The sequence below is a fragment of the Pseudomonas sp. DF11 genome, assembly GCF_058148565.1.
The window spans coordinates 425,008-437,100 of record NZ_JBYVYN010000002.1 but is presented as its reverse complement, the minus strand read 5'-3'; the positions used below and the strand labels follow the sequence as shown (position 1 = coordinate 437,100).

Genomic DNA, 12,093 nt, shown 5'->3' with positions numbered 1-12,093 from the left:
ACCCAGACAATGCTCCAACAATTTCTGCATGACTTCGGCTACTTGGCCCTGTTTATCGGCACGTTCTTCGAAGGCGAAACCATCCTCGTGCTCGCAGGTTTCCTGGCGTTCCGTGGCTATATGGACATCAACCTGGTGGTGGTCGTGGCGTTCTGCGGCAGCTACGCGGGCGATCAGCTGTGGTATTTCCTGGGACGCAAGCACGGCCGCAAGCTCCTGGCGCGCAAGCCGCGCTGGCAGTTGATGGGCGATCGTGCGCTGGAGCATATCCGCCGACATCCGGACATCTGGGTCCTGAGCTTTCGCTTCGTCTATGGCCTGCGCACGGTGATGCCGGTGGCGATCGGCCTGTCAGGCTATCCGCCGGGCCGCTACCTGTTGCTCAACGGCATCGGCGCGGCGATCTGGGCCACGGCGTTGGCCGCTGCCGCGTACCATTTCGGCGCGGTGCTCGAAGGCATGCTGGGCAGCATCAAGAAGTATGAGTTGTGGGTACTCGGCGCGTTGCTGGTGCTGGGCCTGGTCCTGTGGCTGCGCCGACGCATCAAGAACGCGCGGCTGGCCAAGAAAGTCCTCGAAGCCGAACGCCTGGAACAAGCCCGGTCCGGCGAATCTACGACGCCAACCGAGTAAACCGGGTGCGGCAGCAATACAGCCCGATGCCGCTGAGCAGGCTGTAGCTGAGCAGCCCGACCCAGGCCCCATGGCTCATCGCAGCGCTGACCGGCCACAACCCGGTCAAGGGCGCCAGCCACACCAACGGCAAGTTCGAGGCCAGCCGCAACAGTTCCAGCCTCAGCGCCCACGGGCGATTCTCCAGGGCCACGCCCAACACGAACAGACCGAACGCCACCGCGCCCCAGCCCAGCACCAGGGCGGCGACCGGCAGATTGGCTTCAAGGTTCATCAAATAACTGCCCAGGGCGATCTAGGCGCAGAACTGCAGCGCCACGTACCACTGCTGGCGTGCGTCCAATGGCACTTCGAATTTGCGGAACTGGCTCAGGTCCGGCTTGTTCAGCGGGTACTTGGCCGCGACGTCCGCCGGACGCCAACCGGTGGGCATGAACCAGATCCGCAGCTTGTCCCACCACCGCCCGGCCCGCCGGGCATCGGCCCACAGTTGCGCATAGAACTGCAGGTTGGCCCACAACGGATTCCAGCTGGCCAGCGGCGTGGTCACGCCAAAAACCACTGGCTCGTTGTCGTCTTCTTCCTGGAAGGTGCCAAATAGACGGTCCCAAATAATGAACACCCCGCCGTAATTGCGATCCATGTAGAGAGGGTTCTGTGCATGGTGGGCGCGATGATTGGACGGCGTAACGAAGCACCACTCCAGCCAGCCGAGCTTGGGAATGTGCTGGGTGTGAACCCAGAACTGGTAGAGCAGATTCAACGCCGCGACGCTGACGAAGACCACCAGCGGCACGCCCAGTACGGCGAGCGGTACGTAGAAGATCCAGCTCAGCAGGAAGCCGGTGCTGGTCTGGCGCAGGGCGGTGGAAAGGTTGTAGTCCTCGCTCTGGTGGTGCACCGAATGGGCGGCCCAGAGGATATTGCGTTCGTGGCCCATGCGGTGCAGCCAGTAATAGCAGAAGTCGTAGGACACGAAAGCCAGCACCCAGACCCAGGCCTGGTCGGCGGGCAACTCAATCACCGCCAAGTGTTCGAGCGCGAAGGCGTAGGTCACCAGCCCCACACCCTTGGTCAGCAAACCGGTGGTGGTCGACAGCACGCCGGTGCTCAAGCTGTTGATCGCGTCTGCCACGCGGTAGTGGCTCACGCCCCGCCAGCGATCTGCCAGCAACTCGACGGCGATCAGCACGAAGAAGAACGGCACGGCATACAGGATGAAGTTCATGACGCAACCCGGACATGCGAGGCAGGGGGACAATCGGCAGATTAGGTGTAGCTGGCCGATCCCCCTATGGCAACGAGTGACAAATTAGTAGACATTTAACGCCATGAATCTGGAGAAAAGCCCATGAGCAAAAAAATTGCAGTGATCCTTTCCGGCTGTGGCGTGTATGACGGCGCCGAGATCCACGAAAGCGTGATCACCTTGCTGCGCCTCGATCAGCGCGGGGCACAGGTCCAGTGCTTCGCTCCCAACATTGCCCAGTTGCATGTGATCAACCACCTGACCGGCGAGGAAATGCCCGAAAGCCGCAACGTGTTGGTGGAATCGGCGCGGATCGCCCGGGGCAATGTGAAGGATTTGCGTGAAGCCAGGGTCGAGGACTTCGATGCCCTGATCGTACCCGGTGGATTTGGCTCGGCGAAAAACCTCTCCAACTTTGCCGTCGAAGGCCCGGGTTGCACCGTCCAGCCAGAAGTCCTGGCGCTGGCCGAGGCCTTTGCCGAGGCCGGCAAACCGGTGGGGCTGATCTGCATCTCCCCGGCCCTGGCGGCGAAAATCTACGGTCCTGGCGTGGTCTGCACCATCGGCAACGACGCCGACACCGCCGCGGCCGTGGTCAAGATGGGCGGCACTCACGAGGAATGTACCGTGACCGACATCGTCGAAGACACCGCACGCAAACTGGTCAGCACCCCGGCCTACATGTTGGCGCAGAACATCAGCGAAGCGGCTTCAGGCATCAACAAGCTGGTGGACCGGGTATTGGAACTGACGCACGAGAACGACGCCTGACACCGCCGACTCTTTCCTGTGGGAGCGAGCCTGTTCGCGATAGCGCCGGCACAGGCAACATGTTGATTGGCTGATCCACCGCCATCGCGAGCAGGCTCGCTCCCACAGGGGGTTATGCGCAGGGTTTATGGCATTCGGGCCAACCGCGTCAATATCCGATCCAGCGCATTGGCAAACCCTTGCTTGTCCCGCTCGCTGTAAGCCGCCGGGCCGCCGCCCGTGTGGCCCTGTTCACGCAAATCGGTGAACAGGTTGCGCACCGCCAGCCGCTCGCCCATGTTCTGGGCATCGAACTCCTTGCCTCGCGGGTCCAGGGCCGCGACGCCCTTCTTCACCAACCGGTCGGCCAGGGGCACATCACTGCAGATCACCAGTTCACCCGGCTCGGCGTGTTCCACCAGGTAATCGTCCGCCGCATCAGGGCCACTGGGGACCACGATCAGCTTCACGCAGGCCAGGGCCGGCTTGATCTGCGGTTGACCGGCCACCAGCACCACTTCGAACCGGCGCTTCAAGGCAAACTTGACCACCAGCTCCTTCGCGGCCTTGGGGCAGGCGTCGGCGTCGATCCATACGCGCATTGGGATTGTTCCTCTTTAAAAGCTTCGCGAGCAAGCTCGCTCCCACAAAGACAGCCTACATCCTGTGGGAGCGAGCCTGCTCGCGATAATGAGCGCAGCGAATGCTTTTCTCAGGAAACCTGAACTCTACGCTTCTCGACCACCCAACTGCGCCCATACAGCACCACGATCGCCAGGATCGCCACCACTTGAGCAGTCAGCGAATAGGCATCGGCATGAATGCCCAGCCAGTCGAAGTCGAAGAACGCCACCGGATGGGTGCCGAAGATCCCGGCTTCCTGCAACGCCTTCACGCCATGACCGGCGAACACCACTGACAGCGCGCACAACAGTGCCGCGTTGATGCTGAAGAACAGCGCCAGCGGCAGTTTCGCCGAGCCGCGCAGGATCACCCAGGCCAGCCCCACCAGCAACACCAGCGCCGTCGCGCCACCGGCCAACACCGCGTTGTGCCCGGCGGGGCCTGCTTGCAGCCACAGGGTTTCGTAGAACAGGATCACTTCGAACAGTTCGCGATAGACCGAGAAGAACGCCAGGATCGCAAAGCCAAAACGACCACCACCGCCCACCAGGCTGCTCTTGATGTAATCCTGCCAGGCCGCTGCGTGGCGCCGGTCGTGCATCCACACCCCCAGCCACAGCACCATCACACTGGCGAACAACGCCGTCGCGCCTTCGAGCAATTCACGCTGGGCACCGCTGACGTCGATCACATACGCCGCCAGCCCCCAGGTCGCCAGGCCGGCCAACAGCGCCAAGCCCCAACCGACGTTGACGCTGCGCACGGCCGACTGCTGGCCGGTGTTGCGCAGGAACGCCAGGATCGCCGCCAGCACCAGGATCGCTTCGAGCCCTTCGCGCAACAGAATCAGCAACCCGGAGATGTAGCTCAGCGACCAGCTCAAGCCATCGCCGCCCAGCAGGTCGGCGGATGCCTTCAACTTGGCCTTGGCCGCGTCCAGACGCTGTACGGCCTCTTCCACCGGCAAGCCGTCCTGCAACGACTGACGGTAGGCCATCAGGGACTTTTCGGTGTCCTTGCGCACGTTGGCATCGACGTTATCCAGCGAGCTTTCCACCAGCTCGAAGCCTTCCAGGTAAGCCGCTACCGACAGGTCATAGGCCTGGTCGTGATCACCGGCACGATACGCCGCGATGCTTTTGTCCAGGGTCGCGGCGGTGTAGTCGAGCAACTGCGCCGGGCCGCGCTGTACCTGTGGCGGCTGGGCACGCTGGGCGCGGAAGGTGGCCGCTGCCGCCGGACCTTGCGCAGCCAGGACTTCCGACGGGGTCTGACGCGCAAGGTCAGCAAGATTGTAGGTCTGTTCACTCTTCGCGGCCGCCGGATCGGCGCTGAAGCTGGCGATGTAGGTCGCCAGGTCCCAGCGCTGACGGTCGTCGAGCTGATCGGCGAAGGCCGGCATGTCGGTGCCTTCGATGCCCATGCCGAGGGTGTTATAGATCGCATAGAGACTCAGGCGATCCAGACGCTGACCGTCGCGCAAGTTGGCGGGCGGCGGTTCCAGGCCAACACCGGCGGGACCGTCACCGGCACCGCTGGCACCGTGGCACACCGAGCAATTCTGTGCGTACAGCGGCGCGCCGCGGGAAGGATCCGGGGTGATGATCGGCGCCTGACTGACTTCATACGCCACCGCCAGCCTGGCACCCAGTTGTCGCGCCAGGCGGGCGACATCACCGCCGTCCTGGCGCTGGGTGATCGCACTGCGCAAGGTGCCGATGCCTTGGACCAGTTCAGCCTTCTCCGGCTTGGCCGGCAGCCCGGCGATCAACCCCTCCAGCACCTGGATGAATTCCAGCTGCTCACGGTATTCCCCGTCTTCGATGACCTTGCCCGCCTCGACCGTCGCCGGGTAATCCGCCCCGATGTAGTCCAGTAAATGCAGGGCCTGGGGAGCACCCTCGACGGTGTCGGCCAGCAGCGGGGTGCTGCACAGCGCAAGCAATGGCAGCGCAAGCCAGGCCAGGAAACGGAACGGCGCAGTCATGAATGACTCTCAGTTGGAAATAAGAAGTAACACATTGTTCACTTCCAATGGCTTTGGCTCAAGAGCTGATGTGTTTTGGCGGCACATTTTCATCGGATATTCATGCTTTGTAAGTGATGTCACAAAAACAGCATTTCGAGATTGAAAAGCCATTACATAGCCAAGCGCCATGTCTATAATCGCCCGCCTTCTTATTATTCGACGGCATAAAAGCTCCTTTTTTTATGAGGAACTGACAGCGTCCCGACGCTTGTCCGTGGGATCGCTCCAGCCCGACCCGCACAACCCGGCTGTTACTCAGGGAAGAAATGTTCATGGCATCCCGTGCCGTTTTTTCGGTCGCCCTCGGTGCGATCACGTTGTTGTCCGGCTGCTCGGCCTTTCGCAACTACGACAGCGAATTGGCCCAGACCAACCAGCAACTGGCGTCCGGCAACGTCGACGCGGCATTGACCCTGCTGGAAAAGAACAACAGCAGCCAGGACAAGGACCTGCTGTATTACTTCGAAAAAGGTGAGCTGCTGCGCGCCAAGGGCGACTTGTCCGGCAGCCAGGTGGCCTGGACCAGCGCCGATCAGCAGGTTGGCCAGTGGGAGGATGCAGTCAAGCTCGACACGGCCAAGTACCTGGCCCAGTTCGGCAGTTTCCTGGTCAACGATAAAGTCCGCCGCTACGAAGGCTACGACTACGAAAAGGTCATGCTGACCACGCAGATGGCGCTGAACCTGTTGGCCGTGAATGACTTCGACGGTGCGCGGACCCAGATCAAGAAGACCCACGAACGCGAAGCGGTGATCGCCGACCTGCGGGACAAGGAATACCTCAAGCGCGAGGAAGACGCCGAGAAGCAGGGGGTCAAGACCGAATACAAGGACCTCAAGGGTTATCCGGTGGCCAGCCTCGACGCCCCGGAAGTGGTCAGCCTGAAAAACAGTTACCAGAGCGCGTTCAGCCATTACCTGGCCGGCTTCGTCTATGAAGCCCTGGGTGAAAAGGACTTGGCCGCACCGGGTTATCGCAAGGCCGCCGAACTGCGCCCCAACACACCGCTGCTGGAGCAAGCCCTGCTCAACCTCGACAAGCCTGCCGCCAAGAACGATGACAGCGACATCCTGATCGTGGTGCAGAGTGGCCTGGCACCGTCGCGGGATTCGATCCGCATTCCCCTGCCCTTGCCGATCAGCGGCAACCTGGTCATCACGCCTTTGTCATTCCCTGTGATCAAGCCTGATACCTCCACTGCCCCAGTCGGCCAGATCGGTGTCGACGGTCGTCAACTGGACCTGACCCAGCTCAACAGCACCACCGCCATGTCCCGCCGCGCCCTGCGCGACGACATGCCGGGCATCATCCTGCGCACCACCGTGCGCGCCATCACTCGTGGCGTGGCGCAAAAGCAGATCAACGATACCAATCCACTGGCCGGCCTAGCTGTCGGCCTCACTTCGGCAGTACTCGAAGGCGCCGACACCCGGACCTGGCGCACCCTGCCCGACTACACCCAGGTAGTGCGCCTGCGCCTGAAGAAAGGCGAACACCAGGTCACCGTGCCAAGTTCGGTGGGCGGCTCGGTGGTCAAGGTCACCGTCGACCAGCGCTACCAGGTCATCAGCCTGCGGGCGGTGGGCAACCAGGTGTTCGCCGGTGGCCTGGCTGCCCAGGTGATGCCCAGCGCCAACCCGACCGCCATTGCCCTCAAGCAACCTTAAGAAAGGAGTCTTGTTCACATGCGTTTAAAACTGATCGCCGTCGGTGCCCTGGCCTTGCTGGCCGGTTGCGCCACCCCGCCGCCCCCGGAGCCGGGCAGCGCCGCCAGCAAGGTCGTGGCGATGGGCAAGACCAAGAACATCGTGGTCGGCGCCATGCGCGTAGCCCGGGAAAACGGCTACCTGACCGTCAATGTCCAGCTGAGCAACACCAGCTACAACAACAAGACCATGTATTACCGCTTTGCCTGGCTGGGGCCGGAAGGCTTCCCGATCGCCGAGGAAGAAACCTGGAAAAGCCTGACGCTGTACGGCGAACAGACCAGCTTCCTGCCGGCCATTGCGCCGACACCCAAGGCGGTGGATTTCCGACTGGAAATCAATACCCCTTAAGACAGATGCACATTCCTGTGGCGAGGGGATTCATCCCCGCTGGGCTGCGTAGCAGCCCCATTTTTCAGACCTTTTATCCAGTTTTCGAGAGACCCCACATGTTCGTACGCATTTCCTCCCTCGCCCTCGCCGTCCTGCTGGTCAGCGGCTGCGCCAACAACTCGCCGGTCCTGGGCAACAAGAACATCAGCTACGGCGATACCAAGGCCGTGGAAACCGTGACCAACGAGTTCGGTTCCACCGACCTGCAAATGATCGCCGAGTCCATGACCCGCTCCCTGGCCCAGTCCGGCGTTTTGCAGGGGCGCCCGGTGGTCCAGGTCTATGATGTGAAGAACAAGACCAGCGAGTACATCGACACTCGCGAAATCACCACCAGCATCAAGACCCAGCTGATGAAGACCGGCGCTGCCCGTTTCGCCAGCGACAACACCGCCATGGACAGCCAGGTCGACCAGCTCAAACTGCAGAACCAGAGCGGCCTGTACAAGAAAAGCACCGTGGCCAAGACCGGCAACATGATCGCGGCCAAGTACCGCCTCGAAGGTTCCATCAGCTCGATCGTCAAGCGCAGCAGCGACTACAAGGACGTCTTCTACAAATTCAGCCTGCAATTGATCGACGTCGAGAGCGGGCTGGCCGAGTGGATGGACGAAAAAGAAATCCGCAAGACCACGGAGCGCTAAGCCATGCGCACATGGATAGGCATCATGGCCCTGGCCTGCGCATTTGGCGCGCAGGCGGCCCCCAAAGTCGCGGTGACCGACCTTGCGTACCAGGAGCGAGTGGAGGAATACATCCACACCGTTTCAGCGCAGAGCAACTTCCAGGCGAACCCTTACAGCGCCAGCGCTTCCTCGAGCTACGATGAGATGGAAGCCACCAGCAGCTACATCGAGCAGGGCGAACTGCGCAAGTTCACTGGCGACATCAAGGGCGAGATCCTGCGCAGCGGGATGTTCCAGCTGACCCAGGGCACACCCCATACGGCGACGTCCAACGGCGACGTCTATGACGTGATCAAGCGCATCAAGGCCGGGAACTTCAAGGGCGCCGACTACGTGCTGTTCGGCACAGTGTCGGACATCGACTTCACCCGAGACATCAACGAGTTGGCCAATACCGACAGCTACTCGGCCGTGCTTGCGCTGACCCTGGTGGCAGACTTCAGCCTGATCAACACCAAGACCTACGAAATCACCTCGGCCTTCACGGCCATGGGCGAAGGCCAGGACACCAAGCTGTTGAACCACCGGGACGTGCACATCAGCCTCAACCGGCCACGGGTGGTACGCGATGTGTCCAAGGCCTTGGGTGAAGACGTGGCGCGGCAGCTGAGCGAACAGCTGGGTGGGCCGAGCTACGAACAACCCCGCGAGCCCGCACAGCGCAACAATCTGCCACGCGATAGCGCGCCGGTGATTTTGCGCTGAAGGGTTCAGCGATTTGTGGTGAGGGGATTATCCCCTCACCACAGGTTTCGTTCGGCGTTACACCACAGCTTTGCGAATCGTCGCCAAAAAACCCGCCGCACCGATAAACAAGCCAGCGAAGACGCGGTTCATCCGCCGTTGCTGCTTCGGGGTGCGCAACAGACGCAGGACTCTGGACGCCAGCCCGGTGTACCCGGCCATGACGATGAGGTCAACGCAGATCATGGTCACGCCCAGGATCAGGTATTGCTCGAGCAAGGGGGCATGGGGATCGATGAACTGCGGCAGCACCGCCAGCATGAACACCAAGGCCTTGGGGTTGCTGATATTGACCAGGAAGCCGCGAAACACCAGTGCCAAAGGATTGCCGATCTGCCGCACGACAGCCTCATCGCTGATATCGCCGGGGAGGGCTTGCCACTGCTTGATACCCAGGTAAACCAGATAGGCCACGCCGAACCATTTGATCGCATAGAACGCGGTGGCCGACGCAGTGAGGATCGCGCCAACACCGGCGGCGACGATCACGATTTGCAATGCCAGGCCCAGTTGCAGGCCCAGGGCATTCCAGTAGCCACGCCAAAAACCGTAGCGCAAGCCACTGGACATCGATGCAATGGCACCGGCGCCCGGGGAAAGACTGATCACCCAACATGCAGCGAAAAACGCCAGCCATGTTTCCAGCACCATCGCACACCTCGGCTCAGACTCGTCGAAAACGCCTAAGCTAATGCGCCGCCGCACGCTTGACTACTGCTTTTTTGTAAAGACAGCCGCCGGATCTACTCGACGAAACCGCCGACCGGAAACGCCTCGCTGCCGCGCCAGCGGCGCACCGAGCGCTGGAAGAACAAGCTGTTGGGCACTTGCACCATGGCGCTGCCGGTGCCGAGTTCTTCGGCTTCGATCAGCGTGGTGTACAGCAGGTTGATCGCCACCACGCGTCCCTTGATGCCGGGCTTGTCCGTGGTGTCCACCAACTCGACCACATCGCCCAGGCGAAACGGTCCGACGGTGTAGATCAACACGGCGCAGAACAGATTCGACAGCACGCTCCAGATGGCAAAGAACGCCACCGCTGCCACCGCGACAAAACCCGACAATGCAGTCCACAGTACCGTCGCCGAGACGCCCAGGCGTTCGAGCACCACCAGCACTGCGCTGCCCATGATCAGCCAGCGCAGTACACCTCGCAGGATGATCACCAATTGCGGCGGAAATGGGTAACGCTCACCCAGGCCTGTAAGGGCCCGCGCCACGACACGCTGTGCGACATAACCGGCCAGCAGAATCAGCAGGATTTGCACACCGAGCCAGATCGGCTCGATCCACATGACAGGGACAGGCAACGCCAACGCTTCCATCAGGACAACGCCTCCAGCTCCGCTTGCAGGTTTTCCAGCAGTTCCAGCGCTTGCATCCAAGCCTCCTCGAGCTCAGCCTCCCGAACCTTCAGCTTGGCCTGCTCGGCCAGCAGGTCACGCAACTCATCCTTGCGCGCCGCCTCGTAGAGACCGCTGTCGCCGAGGCTGGTTTCGATCTTTTGCAGTTTTTCATGCAGCTTGCCCAACTCGGTTTCGAGCTTGTCGGCCTCGCGCTTGTGCGGCGCCAGTTGCTGGCGCAATGCGGCGGCGGCCTGGCGCTGGGCTTTCTTGTCGGTCTTGTCCGGGTTGATCGGCGTGCTGCTGACCGGCGCGTTGCGCTGGCGGTACTCCACCAGCCAACGGGCGTAGTCCTCCAGATCGCCGTCGAACTCCTCGACCTTGCCGTCGGCCACCAGGAAAAAATTATCCGTGGTGCTCTTGAGCAAATGCCGATCGTGGGACACCACCAGCACCGCGCCACTGAATTCCTGCAAGGCCATGGTCAGGGCCAGGCGCATCTCCAGGTCCAGGTGGTTGGTCGGTTCGTCGAGCAGCAACAGGTTCGGTCGGCCCCAGGCGATCAACGCCAGCGCCAGGCGCGCCTTTTCGCCACCGGAGAAATTCAGCACTGGCTCGTCGATACGCGCGCCGCGGAAATCGAAACCGCCGAGGAAGTCACGCAGGGTCTGCTCACGCTCGGTCGGCGCCAGGCGTTGCAAGTGCAGCAGTGGGCTGGCCTTGGAATCCAGGGAGTCGAGCTGATGCTGGGCGAAATAGCCGACCACGGTGTTCTCGCCCCGGGTCAGGCGCCCGGCCAAAGGCTGGAGCTCGCCGGAAAGGTTTTTGATCAGGGTAGACTTACCGGCACCGTTGGGGCCCAGCAGACCGATCCGCGCACCCGGGGTCAGTTGCAGCTTGACCTTCTCCAGCACGGTCTTGTCGCCATAACCCAGGCGCGCATCCGAAAGGTCGATCAGCGGACTGGAAATCTTGGTCGACTCGCGGAAGACAAAATCAAACGGCGAATCGACATGGGCCGCAGACAACTCCTCCATCCGCTCCAGCGCCTTGATCCGGCTCTGGGCCTGGCGGGCCTTGGTGGCCTGGGCCTTGAAGCGGGCGATGTAGCTTTCCATGTGCGCACGTTGTGCCTGTTGTTTCTCGTAGGCCTGCTGTTGCTGGGCCAGGCGTTCGGCACGGGCGCGCTCGAAGGCGCTGTAGCCGCCGCGGTACAGGGTGAGCTTGCGCTGATCGACATGGGCTACGTGATCGACCACGGCGTCGAGGAAATCGCGGTCGTGGGAAATCAACAGCAGCGTGCCGGGGTAACTCTTGAGCCAGTCTTCGAGCCAGATGATGGCGTCGAGGTCCAAGTGGTTGGTGGGCTCATCGAGCAACAGCAGATCCGAAGGGCACATCAAGGCCTGCGCCAGGTTCAGGCGCATCCGCCAGCCACCGGAGAAATCCCCGACCTGACGATCCATCTGTTCATTGGTGAAACCCAGGCCGGCAAGCAATTTGCGCGCGCGGGCATCGGCGGTGTAGCCGTCGGCGCTGTCGAGCTCCGCGTGCAGGCGGGCCTGGGCGGCACCGTCGTGGGCCGCTTCGGCGGCGGCCAGATCACGTTGCACCTGGCGCAGGCGCAGGTCACCATCGAGCACGTAGTCCACCGCCAGGCGCTCGAGGGTGTCGACCTCCTGGCGCATGTGGGCGATACGCCAGTCGGCCGGCAGCAGGCAATCGCCCGAGTCCGGATGCAGCTCGCCGCGCAGCAAGGCGAACAGGCTCGATTTGCCGGCGCCGTTGGCACCGATGAGGCCGGCTTTGTGGCCGGCGTGCAGGGTCAGCTCGGCGTCTTCTAGCAGACGTTGCGGGCCACGCTGTAAAGTCAGGTTCTGAAGTCGGATCATAATGGCGGCGGAGTCTACCAGCTTCGCTCGCAACTGGCGCGAGT

Annotated in this window: 11 protein-coding genes and 1 pseudogene; 6 read left to right on the top strand and 6 right to left on the bottom strand. The window is 62.1% G+C overall.

Annotated features, from left to right (window positions below):
• The first annotated feature begins 9 nt into the window (after positions 1 to 9).
• Complete coding sequence (locus AC30D9_RS08625) at positions 10 to 633, top strand: DedA family protein (RefSeq protein WP_134926321.1); 624 nt, start codon at positions 10 to 12, stop codon at positions 631 to 633.
• On the opposite strand, the pseudogene AC30D9_RS08620 reads toward AC30D9_RS08625, so the two are convergent.
• A pseudogene (locus AC30D9_RS08620) lies at positions 614 to 1,861 on the bottom strand (sterol desaturase family protein). The gene AC30D9_RS08625 and the pseudogene AC30D9_RS08620 sit on opposite strands and share 20 nt — an antisense overlap.
• 123 nt (positions 1,862 to 1,984) lie before the next feature.
• Between AC30D9_RS08620 and elbB the strand changes: the two are divergent.
• Positions 1,985 to 2,653, top strand: a complete 669-nt coding sequence (elbB, locus tag AC30D9_RS08615; RefSeq protein ID WP_134926325.1) for an isoprenoid biosynthesis glyoxalase ElbB — start codon at positions 1,985 to 1,987, stop codon at positions 2,651 to 2,653.
• 125 nt (positions 2,654 to 2,778) lie between these two features.
• Here elbB and AC30D9_RS08610 read toward each other — a convergent pair whose 3' ends face one another.
• Both AC30D9_RS08610 and AC30D9_RS08605 read right to left on the bottom strand, forming a co-directional pair.
• Positions 2,779 to 3,234: a YaiI/YqxD family protein gene (locus tag AC30D9_RS08610; protein ID WP_490143885.1), complete on the bottom strand. Its 456-nt coding sequence runs from the start codon at positions 3,232 to 3,234 to the stop codon at positions 2,779 to 2,781.
• 110 nt (positions 3,235 to 3,344) lie between these two features.
• Positions 3,345 to 5,243, bottom strand: a complete 1,899-nt coding sequence (locus tag AC30D9_RS08605; RefSeq protein WP_490143884.1) for an FTR1 family protein — start codon at positions 5,241 to 5,243, stop codon at positions 3,345 to 3,347.
• A gap of 314 nt (positions 5,244 to 5,557) precedes the next feature.
• Between AC30D9_RS08605 and AC30D9_RS08600 the strand changes: the two genes are divergently transcribed.
• The 4 genes from AC30D9_RS08600 (at position 5,558) to AC30D9_RS08585 (ending at position 8,775) form a co-directional block, all read left to right on the top strand.
• Positions 5,558 to 6,952, top strand: a complete 1,395-nt coding sequence (locus tag AC30D9_RS08600; RefSeq protein WP_490143883.1) for a COG3014 family protein — start codon at positions 5,558 to 5,560, stop codon at positions 6,950 to 6,952.
• A gap of 18 nt (positions 6,953 to 6,970) precedes the next feature.
• Positions 6,971 to 7,342, top strand: a complete 372-nt coding sequence (locus tag AC30D9_RS08595; RefSeq protein WP_134926331.1) for a YcfL family putative periplasmic lipoprotein — start codon at positions 6,971 to 6,973, stop codon at positions 7,340 to 7,342.
• 98 nt (positions 7,343 to 7,440) lie between these two features.
• Entirely contained in the window at positions 7,441 to 8,028 is a 588-nt protein-coding gene (gene lpoB, locus AC30D9_RS08590) for a penicillin-binding protein activator LpoB (protein ID WP_490143882.1), read from the top strand.
• 3 nt (positions 8,029 to 8,031) lie between these two features.
• Positions 8,032 to 8,775: a penicillin-binding protein activator LpoB gene (locus tag AC30D9_RS08585; protein ID WP_307572666.1), complete on the top strand. Its 744-nt coding sequence runs from the start codon at positions 8,032 to 8,034 to the stop codon at positions 8,773 to 8,775.
• 57 nt (positions 8,776 to 8,832) lie between these two features.
• Here AC30D9_RS08585 and rhtB read toward each other — a convergent pair whose 3' ends face one another.
• The 3 genes from rhtB to AC30D9_RS08570 form a co-directional block, all read right to left on the bottom strand.
• Positions 8,833 to 9,465, bottom strand: coding sequence for a homoserine/homoserine lactone efflux protein (gene rhtB, locus AC30D9_RS08580; protein WP_490143881.1), 633 nt, complete (start codon positions 9,463 to 9,465; stop codon positions 8,833 to 8,835).
• 92 nt (positions 9,466 to 9,557) lie between these two features.
• Positions 9,558 to 10,139: a mechanosensitive ion channel family protein gene (locus AC30D9_RS08575; RefSeq protein ID WP_109752622.1), complete on the bottom strand. Its 582-nt coding sequence runs from the start codon at positions 10,137 to 10,139 to the stop codon at positions 9,558 to 9,560.
• Positions 10,139 to 12,049 carry an ATP-binding cassette domain-containing protein gene (locus AC30D9_RS08570; protein ID WP_134926338.1) on the bottom strand — a complete coding sequence of 637 codons (1,911 nt, stop codon included), beginning with the start codon at positions 12,047 to 12,049 and terminating at the stop codon, positions 10,139 to 10,141. Before AC30D9_RS08570 ends, AC30D9_RS08575 begins: the two co-directional genes overlap by 1 nt.
• Between the last annotated feature and the right edge of the window lie 44 nt (positions 12,050 to 12,093).